18 protein-coding genes, 1 other RNA gene and 1 pseudogene are annotated in these 20,957 nt (G+C 67.2%); 4 read left to right on the top strand and 16 right to left on the bottom strand.

All coding sequences use genetic code 11. The features are described 5' to 3' along the window. Positions 1-117 precede the first annotated feature (117 nt). From ftsZ to ACSYS9_RS03200, 14 genes and pseudogenes are all read right to left on the bottom strand, one after another. The gene (ftsZ, locus tag ACSYS9_RS03265; RefSeq protein WP_043397963.1) at positions 118-1,353 is read right to left on the bottom strand and encodes a cell division protein FtsZ; all 1,236 of its coding nucleotides are present in this window, start codon (positions 1,351-1,353) and stop codon (positions 118-120) included. Positions 1,354-1,523: 170 nt separating this feature from the next. Further along, positions 1,524-2,759 carry a cell division protein FtsA gene (ftsA, locus tag ACSYS9_RS03260; protein ID WP_005408083.1) on the bottom strand — a complete coding sequence of 412 codons (1,236 nt, stop codon included), beginning with the start codon at positions 2,757-2,759 and terminating at the stop codon, positions 1,524-1,526. 68 nt (positions 2,760-2,827) lie between these two features. Next, positions 2,828-3,505: pseudogene (locus ACSYS9_RS03255) on the bottom strand (cell division protein FtsQ/DivIB); the annotation flags it as partial. Further along, positions 3,502-4,464, bottom strand: a complete 963-nt coding sequence (locus ACSYS9_RS03250) for a D-alanine--D-alanine ligase (protein ID WP_049399805.1) — start codon at positions 4,462-4,464, stop codon at positions 3,502-3,504. The pseudogene ACSYS9_RS03255 and the gene ACSYS9_RS03250, both read right to left, overlap by 4 nt. Continuing rightward, on the bottom strand, positions 4,461-5,897 hold the full coding sequence (gene murC / locus ACSYS9_RS03245) for a UDP-N-acetylmuramate--L-alanine ligase (RefSeq protein ID WP_012510048.1): 1,437 nt from the start codon (positions 5,895-5,897) through the stop codon (positions 4,461-4,463). The genes ACSYS9_RS03250 and murC overlap by 4 nt, the downstream gene beginning before the upstream one ends. Positions 5,898-5,937: 40 nt before the next feature. After that, positions 5,938-7,026, bottom strand: a complete 1,089-nt coding sequence (murG, locus tag ACSYS9_RS03240; RefSeq protein ID WP_049461621.1) for an undecaprenyldiphospho-muramoylpentapeptide beta-N-acetylglucosaminyltransferase — start codon at positions 7,024-7,026, stop codon at positions 5,938-5,940. Next, positions 7,023-8,345, bottom strand: a complete 1,323-nt coding sequence (gene ftsW, locus ACSYS9_RS03235) for a putative lipid II flippase FtsW (protein WP_049399807.1) — start codon at positions 8,343-8,345, stop codon at positions 7,023-7,025. The genes murG and ftsW overlap by 4 nt, the downstream gene beginning before the upstream one ends. 1 nt (position 8,346) lies before the next feature. Continuing rightward, on the bottom strand, positions 8,347-9,432 hold the full coding sequence (mraY, locus tag ACSYS9_RS03230) for a phospho-N-acetylmuramoyl-pentapeptide-transferase (RefSeq protein WP_010481929.1): 1,086 nt from the start codon (positions 9,430-9,432) through the stop codon (positions 8,347-8,349). Further along, entirely contained in the window at positions 9,422-10,816 is a 1,395-nt protein-coding gene (locus ACSYS9_RS03225; protein WP_049461622.1) for a UDP-N-acetylmuramoyl-tripeptide--D-alanyl-D-alanine ligase, read from the bottom strand. The genes mraY and ACSYS9_RS03225 overlap by 11 nt, the downstream gene beginning before the upstream one ends. Further along, complete coding sequence (locus ACSYS9_RS03220) at positions 10,813-12,321, bottom strand: UDP-N-acetylmuramoyl-L-alanyl-D-glutamate--2,6-diaminopimelate ligase (protein ID WP_049461623.1); 1,509 nt, start codon at positions 12,319-12,321, stop codon at positions 10,813-10,815. The genes ACSYS9_RS03225 and ACSYS9_RS03220 overlap by 4 nt, the downstream gene beginning before the upstream one ends. After that, positions 12,318-14,162: a peptidoglycan D,D-transpeptidase FtsI family protein gene (locus ACSYS9_RS03215; RefSeq protein ID WP_049461624.1), complete on the bottom strand. Its 1,845-nt coding sequence runs from the start codon at positions 14,160-14,162 to the stop codon at positions 12,318-12,320. The genes ACSYS9_RS03220 and ACSYS9_RS03215 overlap by 4 nt, the downstream gene beginning before the upstream one ends. Then, complete coding sequence (gene ftsL, locus ACSYS9_RS03210; RefSeq protein WP_005412242.1) at positions 14,159-14,422, bottom strand: cell division protein FtsL; 264 nt, start codon at positions 14,420-14,422, stop codon at positions 14,159-14,161. Before ftsL ends, ACSYS9_RS03215 begins: the two co-directional genes overlap by 4 nt. Then, the gene (gene rsmH / locus ACSYS9_RS03205) at positions 14,419-15,387 is read right to left on the bottom strand and encodes a 16S rRNA (cytosine(1402)-N(4))-methyltransferase RsmH (RefSeq protein ID WP_012510046.1); all 969 of its coding nucleotides are present in this window, start codon (positions 15,385-15,387) and stop codon (positions 14,419-14,421) included. The genes ftsL and rsmH overlap by 4 nt, the downstream gene beginning before the upstream one ends. A 14-nt stretch (positions 15,388-15,401) precedes the next feature. Continuing rightward, on the bottom strand, positions 15,402-15,803 hold the full coding sequence (locus tag ACSYS9_RS03200) for a division/cell wall cluster transcriptional repressor MraZ (RefSeq protein WP_008266948.1): 402 nt from the start codon (positions 15,801-15,803) through the stop codon (positions 15,402-15,404). Between the two features lie 368 nt (positions 15,804-16,171). On the opposite strand from ACSYS9_RS03200, the gene ACSYS9_RS03195 reads away from it, so the two are divergent. Further along, positions 16,172-16,960: an NRDE family protein gene (locus tag ACSYS9_RS03195; protein ID WP_049461626.1), complete on the top strand. Its 789-nt coding sequence runs from the start codon at positions 16,172-16,174 to the stop codon at positions 16,958-16,960. Between the two features lie 361 nt (positions 16,961-17,321). After that, entirely contained in the window at positions 17,322-17,801 is a 480-nt protein-coding gene (locus ACSYS9_RS03190; RefSeq protein WP_049461627.1) for a DM13 domain-containing protein, read from the top strand. A 123-nt stretch (positions 17,802-17,924) separates the two neighbouring features. On the opposite strand, the gene rnpB is transcribed toward ACSYS9_RS03190, so the two are convergent. After that, an RNA gene (gene rnpB / locus ACSYS9_RS03185) (RNase P RNA component class A) lies at positions 17,925-18,276 on the bottom strand. Positions 18,277-18,454: 178 nt separating this feature from the next. Here rnpB and ACSYS9_RS03180 point away from each other — a divergent pair. After that, on the top strand, positions 18,455-19,114 hold the full coding sequence (locus ACSYS9_RS03180; RefSeq protein ID WP_177179501.1) for a type IV toxin-antitoxin system AbiEi family antitoxin domain-containing protein: 660 nt from the start codon (positions 18,455-18,457) through the stop codon (positions 19,112-19,114). Continuing rightward, on the top strand, positions 19,111-19,980 hold the full coding sequence (locus ACSYS9_RS03175) for a nucleotidyl transferase AbiEii/AbiGii toxin family protein (RefSeq protein ID WP_197573250.1): 870 nt from the start codon (positions 19,111-19,113) through the stop codon (positions 19,978-19,980). The genes ACSYS9_RS03180 and ACSYS9_RS03175 overlap by 4 nt, the downstream gene beginning before the upstream one ends. A 152-nt stretch (positions 19,981-20,132) precedes the next feature. On the opposite strand, the gene rsmI is transcribed toward ACSYS9_RS03175, so the two are convergent. Continuing rightward, positions 20,133-20,951: a 16S rRNA (cytidine(1402)-2'-O)-methyltransferase gene (gene rsmI, locus ACSYS9_RS03170; RefSeq protein ID WP_005412235.1), complete on the bottom strand. Its 819-nt coding sequence runs from the start codon at positions 20,949-20,951 to the stop codon at positions 20,133-20,135. Positions 20,952-20,957 lie beyond the last annotated feature (6 nt).

Below are 20,957 nucleotides of genomic sequence, written 5' to 3'. Positions count from 1 at the left end.
ACCGGCACGCCGTGGGGACGCGCGTGAAGCAGGGCAGCCGGACCCATCCTGGCCCGGCGCCCGCGTTTTCAGGACATGGTGGCGCAACCCGGGGAGGACAAGCCCCGGGTGCCCCGCTTAGTCCGCCTGGCGGCGCAGGAACGCCGGGATGTCCAGGTAGTCGTTCGGCAGTTCCGCCGCCGCCGGGGCCGAAGCGGCCGGGGCCGAGGGAGCGGAGGCTGCCGCGGTATCGCTGCTGGCGCGACGCAGGCCCAGACCCATGCCGCCCACGGCCTTGGACACGGCGTCGCCGCCGTTGTCGAAGTCACCGAATTCCGGCTGGCCGGTGGTGGCATTGCGGACCAGCTTGATCGGCGCACGCTCGCCCGGACGCTGGGTCTTGCTGGCCGACACGCGGTTCAGGCCGGTAGCGACCACGGTCACGCGCACTTCGTCCTGCATGTCCGGATCCAGCACGGTACCGACCACCACGGTGGCGTCTTCGGAAGCGAAGCCATCGATGGTGCGGCCGATTTCGTCGAACTCGGCCATGGTGAAGTCGGCGCCGGCGGTGATGTTGACCAGGATGCCGTTGGCACCGGCCAGGTTCACATCGTCCAGCAGCGGGTTCTGGATCGCGGCTTCGGCGGCGGCCTGGGCGCGGTCATCGCCACGGGCGGTGCCGGTACCCATCATCGCCAGGCCCATTTCGGACATGACGGTGCGCACGTCGGCGAAGTCGACGTTGATCAGGCCCGGACGCACGATCAGGTCGGCGATGCCCTGCACGGCGCCCTGCAGCACGTCGTTGGCGGCACGGAAGGCCTGGATCATGGTCGCGTTGCGACCCAGCACGGTGATCAGCTTCTCGTTCGGGATGGTGATCAGCGAGTCGCAGTGCTGGCTCAGTTCCTCGATGCCCTTCAGCGCCACCTGCATGCGGCGACGGCCTTCGAACGGGAACGGCTTGGTGACCACGGCCACGGTCAGGATGCCCATTTCCTTGGCCAGCTGTGCCACCACCGGCGCAGCGCCGGTGCCGGTACCACCGCCCATGCCGGCGGTGATGAACACCATGTCCGCACCCTGCAGGGCGTCCATGATGCGCTCACGGTCTTCCAGCGCGGCCTGACGGCCGACTTCCGGGTTCGCGCCTGCGCCCAGGCCCTTGGTCACGTTGGTACCCAGCTGCAGCTGCAGCTTGGCACCGCAATTCTTGATGGCCTGCGAGTCGGTGTTGGCGGTGATGAATTCCACGCCGTCCACCGCCGAGTTGACCATGTGCGCCACGGCATTGCCGCCGCCGCCGCCCACGCCAACCACCTTGATCACCGCATTGGGTGCCATCTTTTCGATCAGTTCAAAATGCGCCATGTCCGTGTCCTCGTTGTATCCGCTTTGGCTGGCATGGGCATTCGGGCGTCCTGCCGTCCTGCTGCATGCCGACGTTGCGGCTGTGTGGGTTGTGTGTTGCCGGTGTTGCGTTGTGCTACGGGTACTGCGGGTGCTGCGCCCGGGCGATGCCCGGTGTTACGGGTTCCGCGTCAGAACTCGCCGCGGAACCAGGTCTTGAGTTTCTTGAACATGCTTCCAGCGCGCCCGGTCGGCAGCGACGGCCGCCGCGGGTGCTCGATCTGGCTGCCCATCAGCAGCAGGCCCACGCCGGTGGCATGCACCGGGTTGCCCACCACTTCGCCCAGGCCGGTGACGTGCTGCGGGATGCCCACGCGAACCGGCATCTGCAGCATTTCCTCGGCCAGTTCGACCACGCCTTCCATCTTCGAAGCGCCACCGGTCAGCACCATGCCGGCGCGTACCAGTTCCTCGAAGCCGGAGCGGCGCAGTTCGGCCTGCACCATCTCGAAGATTTCCTCGTAGCGGCCCTGCACGGCCTGCGCCAGCGAATGGCGCGGCATGCGGCGCGGCGGGCGGTCGCCCACCGACGGCACCTGGATGCTTTCCTCGGCGGTGGCCAGCTGGGCCAGGGCGCAGGCATAGCGCACCTTGATCTGCTCGGCTTCCGGGGTCGGCGTGCGCAGCATGTGCGCGATGTCATTGGTGACGTGGTCGCCGGCGATCGGCAGCGAAGCCGTGTGGCAGATCGCGCCCTGCACGAACACCGCGATATCGGTGGTGCCGGCGCCCATGTCGACCAGCACCACGCCCAGCTCGCGCTCGTCAGCGGTCAGCACCGCCACGCTGGAGGCCAGCGAGGACAGCACCAGGTCGTCCACCTGCAGGCCGCAGCGCTGGACGCACTTGCTGATGTTGGCCGCAGCCGACTGCGCGCACACCACCAGGTGGGCATGCACTTCCAGGCGCACGCCGGTCATGCCGACCGGGTTGCGGATGCCTTCCTGCGAATCGTCCAGGACGTACTCGCGCGGGATCGCGTGCAGGATCTTCTGGTCGGCCGGAATCGCCACGGCCTTGGCCGCATCGAGCACGCGATCCAGGTCGCCCCAGGTCACTTCGCCGTCGCGGATCGGCACGATGCCGGGCGAATTCTTGCACTGCACGTGGTTGCCGGAGATCGAGGCATACACCGAGCGGATCTCGCAGCCGGCCATCAGCTCGGCTTCTTCCACCGCGCGCTGGATCGACTGCACGGTCGATTCGATGTCCACCACCACGCCACGCTTGAGCCCGCGCGACTCGTGCGAGCCGATGCCGATCACTTCGATCGGGTTGCCCGGCGAGTACTCGCCCACCAGCGCCACCACCTTGGAGGTGCCGATGTCCAGCCCAACGATCAGCGATTTGTCACCCTTGCGATTCATGTCCTTTCCTGCGTCCTGCTGGCTGGGGTCGCCGGCGTTTTCGCCGGCGTGGCCGGGGTACCCCAGCTCAGCGTGAAACCATTGGTGTAACGGAGATCGGCGCGCTCGATCGGCGCGTCCTGACGGTTGAGCTGCGGCAGCACCTTGACGAAGCGCTGCATGCGCGAGCGCGCGTCGTCGCGGCCGACCACCACTTCGGTACCGTTGCTCAGCACCAGCGACCAGCTGCCGCGCGCATCCATCGTCACCCGGCGCACGTCGACGCCGGCCGGTGCGAACAATGCACGCGAGTCGCTGTACAGCTTCATCACTTCTTCGGTCTGGCTGTCGGGGCCGTCCAGTTCGGGCAGCGCCAGATCGGCCAGCTTCTTCGGCGTGGGGAACAACTTGCCCTGCTCGGAAACCAGGCGGTCGTTGCCCCAGCGCGCGAACGGCTTGTGCTCGACCAGGGTCACTTCCAGCACGTCCGGCCACTGCTTGCGCACCTGCGCGCTTTCCACCCACGGCAGCTGCTCCAGGGCGTCCTGCGCGTCCTGCAGCTTGACCGCGAAGAAGCCCGCATGCGCGTACGGCAGCAGCACCTGCTGCAACTGCTCGGCCGGCACCCGCTTGAACTCACCATGCACGCGCAGCTTCGCCAGCGGCCAGCGCTCGGCGCCGACCCAGCCATTGACCACGGCCACCACCGGCAGTGCAACCACCGACAGCGCCAACAGCCAGACGAAGATGCGCAGCACCGCGTTCATGCGTGCGAGGCCTCCAGGGTCTGTTCCAGCACGCGCCACACCAGCTCTTCGAAGCTGATGCCGGCCTGGCCTGCGGCCTTGGGCACCAGCGAATGGCTGGTCATGCCCGGCGCGGTATTCACTTCCAGCAGGAAGAAGCGACCGCTGCTGCGGTCACGCATCACGTCCACGCGGCCCCAGCCACGGCAGCCGGCGGCACGGAACGCGGCCAGCGCGATGCGGCGGATTTCCTCTTCGTCGTCACCATCCAGGCCTGGGCACAGGTACTGGGTGTCCTCGGCGATGTACTTGGCGTTGTAGTCGTACCACTGGCCCTTGGGCACGATGCGGATCGACGGCAGTGCGACATCGCCGAGGATGGCCACGGTCAGCTCGTCGCCCACCACCATCTGTTCCATCAGCAGCTGGCCGTCGTAGCGCGCGGCCAGCGCCACGGCTTCATCGAGGCCCGCGTCATCGGTGACCCGGCTGATACCCACGCTGGAGCCTTCATTGGCCGGCTTCACCACTACCGGCAGGCCCAGTTCGGCTGCCAGTGCATGCACCGTGGTCGCGTCCACCTTCCGGTACTGCGGGGTGGGCAGGCCCAGCGACAGCCACACCTGCTTGGTGCGGATCTTGTCCATGCTCAGCGCCGAGCCCAGCACGTTCGAGCCGGTGTACGGCACGCCGAAGGCGTCCATCAGGCCCTGCACGATGCCGTCCTCACCGCCACCGTTGTGGCCATGCAGGATGTTGAACACGCGATCGATGCCACCGGCGGCGAGCGCCTTGGCCAGCGCCGGAATGCCATCCACCGCGAACGCATCGACGCCGCGCGACTGCAGCGCTTCCAGTACGTTGCGGCCGGAGTCCAGCGACACCTCGCGTTCGCTGGAGCTGCCGCCGAGCAGCACGGCGACGCGGCCGAACACGGCCGGGTCGGTCACGCGCAGCGGCGGGAAGGTCAGCGCGCTCACGCCTCGCCCTCCCCCTTGAAGCCTTCCACCGCAATATGGGTGGCCACGGCACCGATGTCGCCGGCACCCATCATCAGCAGCAGGTCACCGTCCTGCAGCACGTCCGGCAGCACGCTGGCCAGCTCGGCGGCCTTGCCCACCACCACCGGCTCGCTGCGGCCACGCGCACGGATGGCGCGGGCCAACGCATGCGAATCGGCACCAGCAATCGGTTCCTCGCCGGCCGGGTAGACCTCGCTCAGCACCAGTGCATCGACGCTGGACAGCACCGCGGCGAACTTGTCGAACTGGTCGCGGGTACGGCTGTAGCGGTGCGGCTGGAAGGCCACCACCAGGCGCTTGTCGGCCCAGCCACCACGGGCGGCGGCAAACACCGCTTCCAGCTCGCTCGGGTGATGACCGTAGTCGTCGATGATGCGGACCTTGGCGCCGCTGGCGGTGGTCACTTCGCCCAGATCGTTGAAGCGACGGCCGACACCGGCGAAGCCTTCCAGTGCGCGCGCGATCGCGTCCGGTGCCACGCCCAGCTGCCAGCCCACCGCAGCGGCGGCCAGCGCGTTGAGTACGTTGTGCTTGCCCGGCAGCGCCAGCACCACTTCCTGGCTGGTGCCCTGCGGCAGGCGCAGGGTGAAGCGCATGCGCGAGCCTTCCTGCACCACGTTCTCGGCGCGCACGTCGGCCTGCGGGCTCATGCCGTAGCTCATCACGTGGCGCGGGGTCTTGGCAGCCAGAGCCGCGACTTCTGGATCGTCGATGCACAGCACCGCCAGGCCGTAGAACGGCAGGCGCTGCAGGAACTCGGCGAACGCCGCCTGCACGCGGGCAAAGTCGTTGCCGTAGTTCTCCAGGTGATCGGCGTCAATGTTGGTGATGATCGACATCAGCGGGTTCAGGCGCAGGAAGCTGCCATCGCTTTCGTCGGCCTCGGCCACCAGCCACTGTCCACCGCCCAGCTTGGCGTTGGCGCCGGCAGCCAGCAGCTGGCCACCGATCACGAACGTCGGGTCGAGCCCGCCTTCGCTCAGCACTGCAGCGGTGAGGCTGGTGGTGGTGGTCTTGCCATGGGTACCGGCCACAGCGATGCCGCGGCGGAAGCGCATCAGCTCGGCCAGCATCGCCGCACGCGGCATGATCGGAATACGCTGGCTGCGCGCTTCCATCAGTTCCGGGTTGTCTTCGCGGATGGCGCTGGAGACCACCACGCAGTCGGTGCCCAGCACGTTGGCTGCGGAGTGGCCGCGCATGATGCGCGCACCCAGGCTGGCCAGGCGACGGGTCGCCACGTTGTCGGCGTTGTCCGAGCCGGACACCTCATAGCCCAGCGTCAGCATCACTTCGGCGATACCGCTCATGCCGGTGCCGCCGATGCCGACGAAATGCACGCGCGGGAACGCGCGCACCAGGTCGTTGGTGTCGTGCAGGCGACGGATCATGCGCGGCCTCGCGCAGGGCAGGCGCGGTGGCATGCCTTCTTCATACAGCTTCCTCAAGAATGATATCGGCGATGCGCTCGGCGGCATCGACCTTGGCCAGGGCACGCGCGGCTTGCGCCATCTGCATGCGGCGGGCGGGATTTTCGGACAGATCGCGCAGCAGTGCGGCAATGCCGTCGGCCAGCGTTCCGTCCTGCTTCAGCAAAACCGCCGCGCCGCGTTCGACCAGGTACTCCGCATTGCGGGTCTGGTGATCGTCGACGGCAGCGGGGAAAGGCACCAGCACGCTGCCGACACCCACCGCACACAGCTCGGCCAGCGTCGAAGCGCCCGCACGGCACACCACCAGATCGGCCCAGGCAAAGGCCTCGGCCATGTCGGCGATGAACGGCGTGATTTCAGCCTGCACGCCGGCCTTGGCATATGCCTCGACCGCTTCGGCATGCAGCTTTTCGCCGCTCTGGTGGCGAACCTGCACCGGCACACTCGTGCCCAGCGCAGCAATCGCCTGCGGCACGCCGGTGTTGAGCGCACGCGCGCCCTGGCTGCCACCGACCACCAGCACGCGCAGCGGACCCTGGCGGTCAGCGAAACGCTGTTCCGGCGGTGCGATGGCGGCGATCTCCGCACGTACCGGGTTGCCGACGAACTCTTCGCCCTTGGCGAAGGTGCCCGGGAAGCCGGTCAGCAGCCGGCGCGCATAGCGCGACAGGATGCGATTGGTCATGCCGGGAGCGCGATTCTGTTCGTGCACCAGCAGCGGCAGGCCGTGCAGGCGTGTGGCCATGCCCCCCGGGCCGGACGCGAAACCACCGAAGGCGACCACCGCACGCGGCTGGCGCTTGCGGATGATCATGCCGGCGGCACGCAGCGCGCGCATCAGCCGCCACGGCGCGCCCAGCAGGGCCAGCTTGCCTTTGCCGCGCAGGCCGGTGATGGCCAGCGTGTCGATCGGAATGTCGTGCTGCGGCACCAGGCGGGTTTCCATCGCACCATCGGCGCCCATCCAGGTGACCGGTACGCCGCGCGCGCGCAGCACGCGGGCCACGGCCAGGCCGGGGAAGATGTGACCGCCGGTGCCACCGGCCAGGATCATCACCGGGCGCACGTTATCGGTGGCTGCGCTCATGACAGCCTCCCGAAGGTCGGTTCGATGCGCGACTGCAGGCGGCTGGTACCGCGTGCGGCGTTCGCTGCAGCGGCAGCCGTCGGCTCGGCGCTCATCGGCACGCTGGCCGCAGCCGGTGCGGCCGGCGCGTCCACGGGTGCATCGGCCACGGCCTCGTCGCCACCGCCGATGCGCACGGCCTGGCGACGCTCGGCGCGCTTGAGCTCATAGGAGACGCGCAACAGCAGGCCCATCGCCACGCAGGTCATCAGCACCGACGAACCGCCGGAGGAGATCAGCGGCAGGGTCAGACCCTTGGTCGGCAGGATACCCAGATTCACGCCGATCGAAACGAAGGTCTGCATGCTGATCCACAGGCCGATGCCGAAGGCGATGTAGCCGGAGAAGTGGCGCTTCATTTCCACGCAGCGCATGCCCAGCCAGAACGTGCGGCCGACCAGCAGCGCGTACAGGGCCACGATCACGCAGGTGCCGAGGAAGCCGAACTCCTCCGCGGTGACCGAGAAGATGAAGTCGGTATGTGCTTCCGGCAGGTAGTACAGCTTCTGCACCGAGTTGCCCAGGCCAACGCCGGTCCACTCGCCGCGGCCCACGGCCATCAGCGCGTTGGACAGCTGGTAGCCGTCGCCCTGCTGGTCGGCCCACGGGTCGAGGAAGGAGGTAATGCGGCGCATGCGGTACGGCTCGATGATCGCCAGCGCGCTCATGCCGACCAGGCCGATGATCACCGGCATCGACATGCGCGGCATGTTCACACCGCCCAGCACCAGCATGCCGGCGGTGATCGCCAGCAGCAGGGTCGAGGAACCGAAGTCCGGCTGCAGCAGCAGCAACAGCACCAGCGCACCGGCCACGCCCAGTGGCTTGAGCATCGCCGGCCAGGTCGCGTTGACCTCGTCGCGGAAGCGCACCAGGTAGCTGGACAGCCAGACGATATAGAGCACCTTCACCGCTTCCACCGTCTGGAACTTGGAGATGCCCAGATTGATCCAGCGGCGTGCGCCGTTGACCGTGCTGCCCAGGCCCGGTGCGAACACCGCCAGCAGCAGCACGAAGCAGCCCAGCAGCAGCATCTGGTTGTACTGCTCGATGGACTTCAGTTCAGTGCGGGCGGCTACGACCGCCAGCACGATACCCACCGCCAGGAAGATCAGGTGGCGGTTGAGGTAGTAGAACGGGCTGCTCATCAGAGCGATCGAGCTGGACGCCACCATCACCACGCCGATGCCCGTGAGCGCGATGATCGCGCCCAGCAGCCACTTGTCGTAGCTGCCTTCGATGGCCTCAAGGCGTGTTGCCTGGCGGGACAGGTCGTTCATCTCAGCGCACCTTCAACGTGGCCAGGCCGATCAGCACGAGCACGACCGAGATGATCCAGAAGCGCACGATCACGCGCGGCTCCGGCCAGCCCTTCAGTTCGAAGTGATGGTGGATCGGTGCCATGCGGAACACGCGCTTGCCGGTCAGCTTGAACGAGGCGACCTGGATCATCACCGACAGCGTTTCGATGACGAACACGCCGCCCATGATCACCAGCACCAGCTCCTGGCGGGTGATCACTGCGATCGTACCCAGCACCGCACCCAGCGCCAGCGCGCCGATGTCGCCCATGAACACCATGGCCGGATAGGTGTTGAACCACAGGAACCCCAGGCCCGCACCGGCGATGGCCGCGCAGATGATGACCAGCTCGCCGGCGCCCGGGATCTGCGGGATCTGCAGGTAGTTGGCAAACACCACGTTGCCCGAGGCGTAGGCGAACACGCCCAGTGCGCAGGCCACCAGCACGGTCGGCATGATCGCCAGGCCGTCCAGGCCGTCGGTGAGGTTCACCGCGTTGGAGAAGCCGACGATCCAGAAGTAGGCGATGGCCACGAATCCGATGCCGGCCAGCGGCAGCGCGATCGACTTGAACATCGGGATGTAGAAGGTCAGCGCCGCCGGCACGTCGGCCGTGTAGAACAGGAACAGGCCCGCGGCCAGGCCGAAGATCGACTGCAGCAGGTACTTCCAGCGCGACTTCAGGCCGTTCGGGTCGCGGCGGACGATCTTGATCCAGTCGTCATACCAGCCGATGGCGCCGAAGCACAGCATCACCGCCAGCACCAGCCACACGTAGCGGTTGCGCAGGTCGGCCCACATCAGCACCGACAGGGTGATGGTGAGCAGGATCAGCGAACCGCCCATGGTCGGCGTACCGGCCTTGGAGAAATGGGTCTGCGGACCGTCCTTGCGGATCGGCTGGCCGCCCTTGAACTGGGCAAGCTTGCGGATCATCGCCGGGCCGAGCCACAGCGACAGGAACAGGGCCGTCAGCGCGGCAAGGATGGCGCGGAACGTCTGGTAGTTGAACAGCCCGAACAGGCTCTCCAACTGCTGCAACCATCGAGCCAGTTCATACAACATGCGGGGATTCCTCTCCTTGCGCCAGCAGCGCTTTGACAATCGTGTCCATGGCGCTGCCACGGGAACCCTTGACCAGGCAGCGCACGCCGGCGTGCAGCTCGTCCTTCAGCGCCTGCGACAGCGCGTCATGGGTGGCGAAATGACGGCCGCCTTCACCGAAGGCGGTGGCGGCAGCGGCGCTGAGCGGGCCCAGCGCATACAGGCGCTTGAGGCCAGCAGCGCGCGCGCGGAGCCCTGCCTGCGCGTGCAGCGCTTCGGCGTCCGGACCCAGCTCGCGCATGTCGCCCAGCACCAGCCAACCCTCTTCCGGCGCGGCGGCCAGGGCGTCGATGGCCGCGGCCAGCGAACCGGGGTTGGCGTTGTAGCTGTCGTCCACCAGCACCGCGCCGTTGCGCAGCTGATGGGCGATCTGGCGGCCCGGTACCGGCTGTGCTTCGGCCAGGCCGGCCGCGATCAGCGCCAGATCGACACCGGCGGCCAGCGCCAGGCTGGCAGCGGCCAGCGCATTGCTGACGTTGTGGCGACCCGGCAGGCCCAGCACCACGCGGGCTTCGCCGCCCGGTGCGACCAGGGTGAACTGGCTGCCCTGCGCGCCGGCGCGGATGTCGCGCGCGGTGATGTCCGCGGTGTGCTCCAGGCCATAGCGCAGTACGCGGCAGCGCGGCGGGGTGCCGACGAAGTGCTGTTCGAACCAGCGGCCGTAGGCATCGTCGACGTTGATCACCGCCACGCCATCGGCCGGCAGCGCGGCATAGATCGCGCCCTTGGTCACTGCCACGCCGAGCAGGCTGCCCATGCGTTCCAGGTGCGCCGGGGCGATGTTGTTGACCAGCGCATAGCGCGGGCGGGCGATGTCGGTCAGGTAGGCGATGTCACCCGGCTTGCCCGCGCCCATCTCGTAGACAGCGTAGTCGGCATCTTCCGGGGCATCGATCACTGCCAGCGGCAGGCCGATCTCGTTGTTGCGGTTGCCCGGGTTGGCGTAGACCACCTTGTGCGCATGACGGGCCACCTGCTGCAGGATCGACAGCAGCAGGCTCTTCACGCTGGTCTTGCCGTTGCTGCCGGTGATCGCGAACACCTCGGTATCGCGGTCGCGCTGCATGCCGGTGGCGATCTTCGCCAGCGCCAGTTCGCTGTCGGCCACCAGCACCTGCGGCAGTTCGATCGGCAGCAGGCGCTCGACCAGCAGCGCGCTGGCACCGCGCGCCTGCGCGTCGGCGGCAAAGTCATGGCCATCGAAACGCTCGCCGCGCAGCGCCACATACAGGCTGCCCGGGCCGAGGCTGCGGGTGTCATTGCTGACCGCATCGATGGCCACGTCGTCGCCGTGGATCTCGCCGCCGGCCCAGTGTGCGATCAGCGAAAGCAGAGTGCGCTTCATGCGATGCCCTCCCCGGCCTGCGCGCTGAGCACACCGGCCTTGGCTGCCAACGCAGCGGCGGCCACTTCGGTGTCGTCGAAGTCATGGCGCACGCCATTCACCTCCTGGTACGGCTCGTGGCCCTTGCCAGCGATCAGGATGATGTCGCCGGCACCGGCACGCTTCACCGCCAGGCCGATCGCACGCGCGCGGCTGCGCTGCACGGTCACGGCATCGGCGTTCTGGAAGCCGGCCAGGATGTCGGCCACGATCACGTCGCCGTCTTCGCCACGCGGGTTGTCGTCGGTAACGATGACCTGGTTGGCCAGGCGCTCGGCGATCGCAGCCATCTGCGGGCGCTTGCCGGTATCACGCTCGCCACCGCAGCCGAACACGCAGAACAGCGTGCCCTGCAGGTGGCCGTGCAGGCTGTCCAGCGCCTGTTCCAGTGCGTCCGGGGTATGTGCGTAATCGACCACCACGGTCGGCAGGCCGTCTTCGCCGCCCAGGCGGTTCATGCGGCCACGGATCGGCTGCAGCGCCGACAACACCTCGGCAATGCGCGGCAGCGGCTGACCCTGCGCGTGCAGGGTGCCGGCCACGGCCAGCAGGTTGTCCACGTTGAAGCGGCCCAGCAGCGGCGACTGCACCGCCGCGCGCTGGCCGTCGATGACCAGTTCGAAGGCAATGCCACGGCCGTCCAGCTGCAGCGCCTCGGCGCGCACGCTGGCATCGGTGGCACCGCGCGAGCTCAGGCCGATCGGTTGCACGCCCGCCGGGAGGCCGGCGAACAGCTGGCGACCGAACGCGTCGTCAAGATTGATCACCGCGGCCTTCAGTCCCGGGCGATGGAACAGCCGTGCCTTGGCCGCGCCGTAGCTGGCCATGTCGCCGTGGTAGTCCAGATGATCGCGGGTGAGGTTGGTGAATACCGCCACGTCGTAGTGCACCGCATCCACGCGGCCCTGGTCCAGCGCATGCGAGCTGACTTCCATCGCCACCGCGCGCGCACCGGCATCACGCAGCTGCGCCAGCAACGCATGCATCTGCAGCACCAGCGGCGTAGTGAAGCCGGTCGGCTCAACTGCACCGTAAAGTCCGGCGCCCAACGTGCCGATACTGCCACTGGGCGTTCCGAGCAGGTGCCAGGCCTGGGCCAGCAGCTGCACGGTGGAGGTCTTGCCGTTGGTGCCGGTCACGCCCACCATCGCCATCGCCCGCGACGGTGCGCCATGGAACTGGTCGGCCATCGCACCCATGCGCGCGCGCAGGCCCGGCACCGCAATCGCATCGGCCGGTGCCGGCAGTTCGACCGGTGCCGGCGGTTCGAACAGGATGGCGCCAGCGCCGGCCGCACGGGCCTGCTCGACAAAGCCCAGGCCATGCGCGCCGAAACCGGCGATGGCGACGAAGGCATTGCCGGGGCGCACGGCGCGGCTGTCCAGCACCAGGCCGGTCAAAACGGGATCGTGGCCCGCCAGGGCCACATCCGGAAGCAACTGCGAAAGCAACATCGAAGGACTCATTGCGTGCCTCCCGTAGCGGGCGGCGTCTGGGCTTGCGCGCTGGGCAGCGCAGCGTCGAATTCAGCGGCGGCATCCACCGGCAGCGCGGCCTCGGCCGGCGGCGCGGGCAGGATCGAGGCCGAATGGCCGACCTTGCCGGACTGCTGTGCGGCCAGCCACGACTGCAGGTCGTCCAGCGGCACGTCCATCAGGCGCAGGGTGCCTTCCATCACGTTGTGGTAGACCGGCGCCGACACCAGGCCGCCATAGAACTTGCCGGCCTGCGGGTCGTTGATGACGATGACGGTGGCGAAGCGCGGATTGGTGGCCGGCACCACGCCAGCGAACAGCGCGTTGTAATGGCCGCGCTCGTAACCGCCGGGGCCGGCCTTGCGCGCGGTACCGGTCTTGCCGGCCACGCGGTAGCCCAGCACCGCCGCCTGCTTGGCGCCGCCCTGGGTGACCACGGTTTCCATCATCGCCACCACCTGCTTGGCGACGTTCTCGTCGATGATCTGCTGGCCTTCGTTGCGCTGGCCCTTGACGAAGGTCGGCGCGATCAACCTGCCACCATTGGCCAACGCCGAATAGGCAGTAGCGATCTGCAGAGGGGTGACGTTCAGGCCGTAGCCGTAGGACATGGTGGTCTTGGTGGTGCCTGACCAGCGCGCCGGGCGCAGCACGACGCCGCCGGATTCACCCGGGAAACCGCTGTGCGGCACCGAGCCGTAGCCGAAGCGGCGCACGCCGTCGTAGAACACCTGGTCCGGCATCTTTGCCGCGACCTTGGCCGCGCCCACGTTCGAACTGCGGGTGATCACGCCGGTCACGTTCAGCACGCCGTTGTTGCGCGGCACGTCGCGGATGGTGAAGCGGCCCAGGGTCATGTAACCCGGGTTGGTATCGATGATGGTGTCCTTGGTCACCGCACCGGCCTGCAGCGCAGTGGCAATGGTCAACGGCTTCATCGTCGAACCCGGCTCGACCAGGTCGGTCACTGCACGGTTACGGCGCGCATCGGGCAGCGCGCCGGTCAGCGAATTCGGGTTGTAGGTCGGCAGGTTGACCATGGCCAGGATCTCGCCGGTGGTCACGTCCATGATCACCATCGAACCGCCGGCCGCCTTGTTGGCCACCAGCGCGTTGCGCAGTTCCTTGAACGCCAGGTACTGGATGCGGCGGTCGATGCTGAGGGTCAGGTCCTTGCCCGGTTCGGCGGCGCGCAGCAGATCGCTTTCGACGGTCTCGCCCTTGCGGTTGCGGATCACCCGCTTGGCACCGGCCTTGCCGCGCAGCCATTCGTCGAACGCCAGCTCCAGGCCTTCCTGGCCGCGGTCGTCGATGTTGGTGAAGCCCAGCACGTGCGCCATCGCCTCACCCTGCGGGTAGAAGCGGCGGAACTCGCGCTGCGCGGCCACGCCCGGAATCTTCAGCGCGACCACCTTCTCTGCCTCGTCCGGATTGATCCGGCGGCGCAGGTACATGAATTCCTTGTCCGACTTCTGCGACAGGCGGCTGCTCAGCTCATCCACCGACATGCCGACCGCCTGAGCCAGCTCAGGAATCCGCTCGGGCGAACGCAGCAGGTCCTGCGGGTTGACCCAGATCGAAGCGACCGGGGTCGACACCGCCAGCGGCTCGCCGTTGCGGTCGGTGATCATGCCGCGCGAGGTCTTGATCGGCAGCTCGCGCAGGTAGCGGGCTTCGCCCTGGCGCTGGTAGAAATCGCTGTTGATGATCTGCACGTAGGCCGCGCGGCCGACCAGCGACACCGAGCACAGGCCGAGCGCCAGGGCAACCCAACGCAGGCGCTGGCGCAGGTTGAAGGCGTTGCGCGGGCGGTTGCGGCCGGTCTTGCTCATGGGCGCACCACCACGATGTCGGCGGCCTCGGGGAACTTCATGCCGAGCTTCTCGCGGGCGATGCGATCCACACGGTTGGCTTCGGCCAGGGTGGCCTGTTCCAGCTGCAGGCGGCCGAATTCCAGATTGATGTCATCGCGCTTGCGCTCAGCGCGCGACAGCTCGATGAACGTCTGCCGGTGACGGTGACGCACGAACACGACGCCGATCGCCGAGGCCACGGTCGAGGCCAACAGGATGATCAGCAGCAGCCGGCTCATGCATCGGCCTCCCGCTTCTGGGCCACGCGCAGCACGGCGCTGCGGGCACGCGGGTTGGCCGCCAGTTCTTCGTCGGTGGCCTTGATGGCGCCACCGATCAGATCCAGGGTCGGCACGAACACCTCCGCCTCGGGCAGGCGGCGGTTGGCCGGCGGCGCCTTGGCCAGGCGGTTCATGTACTGCTTGACGATTCGATCTTCCAGCGAGTGGAAGCTGATGATCGCCAGGCGGCCGCCGGGCTTGAGCCGTTCCACGGCCGCATCGAGCCCGGCTTCCAGATCGGCCAGCTCGCGGTTGATGTGGATGCGGATGGCCTGGAAGCTGCGCGTGGCCGGGTGGATCTTGTCCTTGCCGCGCGGCATCACCGAGGCGATCAGCTCAGCCAGTTCGGCGGTGCGGGAGAACGGCTGTTTCTCGCGGCGGGCCACGATGGCACGGGCGATACGGCGGCTCTGACGCTCTTCGCCGTAGGTCCACAGCACGTCGGCAATCTCGCGATCTTCGACGCGGTTGATCCACTGCGCGGCGCTTTCACCGCTGTCCGGGTCCATGCGCATGTCCAGCGGGCCGTCCTTGCCGAAGCTGAAGCCACGCTCGGCCACGTCCAGCTGCGGCGACGACACGCCCAGGTCGAACAGCACGCCGTCCAGGCCTTCAGCCGTCGCATCCCACTGCAGCAGCTGGGCGAAGCTGCCACGGAAGATGGACACGCGCGGGTCCGGCGCGAAATCGCGCTCGGCTACGGCGATGGCTTCCGGATCCTTGTCCATGACCAGCAGGCGCCCCTCGGGACCGAGCTGGGTGAGCACGCCACGTGCATGACCGCCACGACCGAACGTGCCATCCAGATAACGTCCGTTTTCGATCACCCTCAGGCCTTCAAGGACCTGGGTGTACAGGACCGGCAGGTGCACCGCCGGCGACTGCGACACCGGAAGGTGACCGGCCTGCGCTTCTGGGCGCATCCGGGCACCCCGGCTCACAACTTCAGGTCGAGCAACCCATCACCCAGATCCTCGTCAGACAATGTCTGCTGGATCAGGGCCCGATGCGCCTGCTCGCTCCACAATTCGAACTTGTCGCCCATACCGAGCAATACCGCCTTCTTCTCAATGCCCACCGCACCGCGGTGGCTGGCGGGGATGCTGATGCGACCGTTGCCGTCCAGCTCAAGATGGGCGGCCGAGCCGACCAGCTTCTGCTGCAACAGGCGCACGACGCGCTGGGTGTTGGGCTTGGACATCACGTCGTCGCGGACCCGCTCCCATTCCGACTCTGCATACAGCCACAGGCAGCCGGCTTCGAACGGGTTGTAGGTCAGCACGAGACGGTTGTTGCTGGCGCGCGCGACGAGGTCGCGGTAAGCGGTGGGAACCGCCATGCGCCCTTTATCGTCAACTGTGATGGCCGTCTCGCCCTGGAACACGACGCGTGCACCTATCCTTCGCCCGGTGAAACATTGAACCACGAAAACCCACAAAACACCCGGATTTCCCTCTGATGCCCACCTTAGCAGCGGCCGAAGGGTTGTCAACAACTTTTCAGCGGGGAAATCGCCAGCCACATCAATGGCTTGCAACAACCTTTAGAGAATTGTTCAAGGCTTATCCACAAGTTGCTGATCCGTCTCAATTTTTGAGATTGAACGGAAGTTCAGGGCTGTGGACAGCGCGTGAAACATCGGCCGCGCATTCATCCAAAACGGGCCGGAAGCGGCGCCAGACTGCGCAAACCGTGCACAATGAGGCCATGTGCCTGCTCGCTCTTGGCTGGATGCACCACCCGCGCTGGCGGCTGGTGATGACCGGCAACCGTGATGAGTTCCACGCCCGCCCGACGGCGGCGCTGGCCGCCTGGCAAGATGAGACCTCCGTCATCGGGGGGCGCGACCTGCGCTCCGGCGGCGGCTGGGCGGGCGTCGGTGCCGTAGGCCGGATGGCAGTGGTCACCAATGTGCGTGATCCGCTGGCCGCCCAGACCGGCCCTTCACGGGGCGCGCTGGTGGCCGACTTCCTGCGCGGCCGCGACCCGGCCGCCGTGCATATCGACCGGTTGGCAACGGTGGCCGGCGCCTACGCGCCGTTCAACCTGTTGCTGGCCGACGGCCACAGCCTGGAGTTCCTGGGCAACCACCCCGCCGAGCGGCAGAGCCTGGGCCCGGGCGTGCATGGCATGTCCAACGGTGCGCTGGACGCGCCCTGGCCGAAGACCCGGCGGCTGATGGCGGCCCTTGAAGCCTGGCTGCAGGAAGACCGGGTCAGATCCCTTTCGCAAAGCGAAAAGGATCTGACCCCGGACCTGACCCCGCTCTGGGCCGCCCTGGCCGACGAACATCGCCCCGCCGACAGCGACCTGCCCGACACCGGCATCGGCCTGGAACGCGAGCGCTGGCTGAGCCCCGCCTTCATCCGCGGCGACGACTACGGCACCCGCGCCAGCACCGTGCTGCTGATCGACGCCGACGGCCACGGCCAGATCCACGAGCGCCGCTTTGGCCCACAGGGCGCAGCCAACGGACAGAGTCACGTCATTTTCTGACCGGGTCGTGCCGGCCGCTGGCCGGAATCTCTCTCCAGCAGGGGTATTGCCTACCGTTGGCCGGAATCTCTTTCCAGCAGGGTAGTGCCGGCCGCTGGCCGGCAACCTCCGGATCTTCGGGCAGGCCACGCCGCTGCCGGCCAGCGGCCGGCACTACCCGTCACTGCGATCCAAGGCTGCCAACGTCATTCAGCTTCCGGACGCAGCGCCTTTCCGCCCGCGCCACAGGGCCTGCGTTGCCGCAGCCACCCCACTGTGCCCTTTTTGCGCTTGGCACTGTGTCTATAAATGCCGCCCGCAACCTCCCAAGGTGGTCATGCCCGGCACCATGCCGCGCGATCCACATCCACATGGAGGCCCCATGCGCCGCACCCTCATCCTGCTCGCCACCCATCTGCTCACTCTCGGCCTCGGCTTCGGCCTGGGCGTCTACTTCCTGCCGATCCTGATCGCTCCTGATGATCCGCCCGCAGCACAGGTGCAGGCCGCCATGAACGACGCCACCCATCACACCACGTTCCGCCGCGACCTCAAGGGCAGCGACGCGGTGCACTGGGCGGAAGGCAAGGTCAGCGTCAGCGCACGCCAGGTGGCCTTCGACGGGAAGATGGGACCGGGACCGGACTACAAGGTCTACCTGGTCCGCGATTTCGTCGACAACAAAGCGGACTTCCTGAAGATCAAGGCGCAGGCCCGGCGCATCGGCGAGGTGAAGACCTTCAACCGTTTCCTGGTCGATGTACCCGATGACGTCAACGTCGACGACTACACCACGGTGGTGGTGTGGTGCGAGCGCTTCTCGCAGTTCATTTCCGCAGGGCAGTACCGTACGCCGGGCTGACGAACGCGCGACGTCGAGGTAGTGCCGGCCGCTGGCCGGCACTCTGTCCGCCCTGCAGGCATCGTGAAGCTGCCGGCCAGCGGCCGGCACTACCGATGCGCGGTTCACGCATATGGAAGAAAGAGGCGGAGCCGGCCGATAAGCCGGGTTCTGTCGTGGACAGTCATTCCTCTAGGCGTTACGTCACCGCAACGCTCAAGCAACCTACCCGGATCCAACGCGGGCCGCGCCAAAGGATCCCTATTTGGTCTTGCTCCAGGTGGGGTTTGCCGTGCCGGTCTGTTGCCAGACTCGCGGTGCGCTCTTACCGCACCATTTCACCCTTACCGGCCTTCCGAAGAAGACGTAGGCGGTATCTTTCTGTTGCACTTTCCGTCGGCTTGCGCCGCCCAGGCGTTACCTGGCACCTTGCCCTATGGAGCCCGGACTTTCCTCGGCATCCCCGAAGGGATGACGCGACTGTCTGGCCGGCTCCGCCAACGCACATTCTAGCCTACGAACGCCCTTCCTGCCGTGCTGATCGCGGCATCCGGTTCATCCATCCACGCATGGCGTGGATCTACCGATTCCGCTGCTCTGGTGGGTGCGGATTCCGCTCTGGTGGGTGCGGACCTTGGTCCGCACCATTTACTCGTCACTCGCCGCAGCCAACGATGTTCCTTTTTGTCGGTCGATATTCAAAACACCCGACGTTATGGAACAATGCCGTCATGGGAAACGCCGAGGCCAAGGCACGAAAGCTATTGCGACGCGCAGGCACCCTGCGCGCCCGCGAACTGGTGACTGCCGGGATCGCCCGCGCCCAACTGACCCGCCTGGTCGAGGCAGGCGCACTCATCCGGCTGTCCCGTGGCGTCTACGCGTTGGCGGAAAGAAAGAGCGACGACACCGATGATGGACTGCGGATCATTGCAGAACGCCTGCCACACCCCCGTCTATGCCTGTTGAGTGCCCTGCGCCTGCATGGCCTGACCACTCAGGCACCATTCGAACGCTGGGTCTCCATCGGCAACAGCGACCGCGTTCCGCGGATCGACTGGCCGCCCCTCCGTGTGGTCCGCATGTCGGCAACGACCCTCAATGCGGGGCTGGAAGAACGTCGCGTAGGCGGACGTCTCATATACGTCAGCAACGTAGCCAAAACCGTCGTCGATTGCTTCAAGTTCCGCAATCTCGTAGGGCTTGATGTCGCACTTGAAGCCCTGCGTGACGCGCTTCACAGCCGTGCAACCACGCCGGATGCGTTGATGGAGTATGCGCGGATCTGCCGCGTTGCCAGACTGATGAGACCGTACCTCGATGCCCTGGCTTGATCCCCTCTCCAACACCTCCCCACCGCGTTGCTTCCATCCGGCAACGGCTGCTCGATCTCGCACGCAAGCAGGGTGAGGACTTTCAGTTCGTGCTGGACAGGTTCGCCGTTGAGCGCCTGCTCTACCGGCTCTCCGCTTCTCGATACCGCAACCAGTTCCTGCTGAAGGGTGCCATGCTGTTCGCAGTGTGGTTCGACGCGCCGCACCGCCCTACACGGGATGCCGATTTCCTGGGATCCGGCAGCGCTGAGCCCGATCGCCTGCTACATATCGCACTTTCGCTCTGTGGAATGCCCGGGGACGACGGCCTGCGCTTCGATCCAGGCAGCATCGTCATCGAGGCCATACGTGAAGAAGCCACGTACGAGGGGCTGCGCATGCGCCTGATCGCACATCTGGGCCGGGCACGCTGCCATGTGCAGTGGGACGTCGGGTTTGGCGACGCGGTGATCACCCCGCCGCCGGAAATCACCTATCCGGTGATTCTGGAAGGATTCCCTCCAGCCTGCCTGCGCGTCTATCCACGCGAAACCGTGTTTGCCGAAAAGCTCGAGGCTATAGCGGCACTGGGCATCGCTAACAGCAGGATGAAGGACTTCTTCGACTTGCTGGCACTGATCCGCGAAGACGCCATGGATCGCCCGCACCTTGTTGCGGCCATTGGCGCGACGTTTGATCGACGAAGGACCCCGGCGCCAACGCCCCTGCCCTACGGACTGACTCAGTCATTCGCCGCAGATACCCAGAAGCAGACCCAGTGGCGCGCCTTCCTGCGCAGGAATCGCCTGATCGCGCCGGACCTCTCTTCGGTGATTGCCGAGATTGCCAACTATCTGGACACCCTCGACACACCCGTACAGTCCTGACGTCGCAAGGCCTGGCGCTATCGGTCCGCCCGGGTGGGTGCAGACCCCGGCGCGGCCCGTTCATCCACGCATGGCGTGGATCTACCGATTCCGCTGCTCTGGTGGGTGCGGATTCCGCTCTGGTGGGTGCGGACCTTGGTCCGCACGATCCATCAACTCCCGTACAACGCCTTGCGCGGTGCGCCGGTCAGCTCGGCAGCCAGCTTGGCGGCGGTCGACGGCGGCAGATGCTCGCTCAATTTGGCGTAGACACGGCGGCCATGCGCCAGCTGCGCTTCCTCATCGTCGCCAGCACCCTGCACCATCACCACGAACTCGCCCTTGCGCTGGTTCTCGTCAGCTTCCACCTTCGCCAGCAGGCCGGCCAGGTCACCATCAAGCACGGTCTCGAACAGCTTGGTCAGCTCGCGGGCCAACACCGCCGGGCGCTCACCGCCGAAGATCGCCGCCATGTCGGCCAGCGATTCGGCGATGCGGTGCGAGGATTCGTAGAACACCATGGTGCGTACTTCACCGGCCAGCGCCTGCAGGCGGTCGCGGCGGCCGCTGGCCTTGGCCGGCAGGAAACCCTCGAAACTGAAACGGTCGCTGGGCAGGCCGGCCACGCTCAGCGCAGCGATGGCGGCACAGGCGCCGGGAATCGGGCTGACCTTGATGCCCGCCGCGCGCGCAGCACGCACCAGGCGGAAACCGGGGTCACTGACCAGCGGGGTGCCGGCATCACTGACCAGCGCCAGCGATTCACCGGCCTGCAGGCGCGAGACCAGGCGCTGGGCCAGGGCCTCTTCATTGTGTTCGTGCAGGGCCACCAACGGCTGCTGGATGCCGAAATGGGACAGCAGCTGGCCACTGCGGCGGGTGTCTTCAGCACAGATGGCCGCCACCGACCGCAGCACCTCCTGCGCGCGCGGGCTCAGATCGGCCAGGTTGCCGATCGGGGTGGCGACGACGTACAGGGTTGGCACACTCATTTCAGC

Source organism: Stenotrophomonas sp. STK17_22 (assembly GCF_051983905.1).
Classification (GTDB): Bacteria; Pseudomonadota; Gammaproteobacteria; order Xanthomonadales; family Xanthomonadaceae; genus Stenotrophomonas; species Stenotrophomonas maltophilia_A.
Note: the sequence above shows the minus strand (reverse complement) of the source record. Positions and strands in the feature narration are given on the sequence as shown.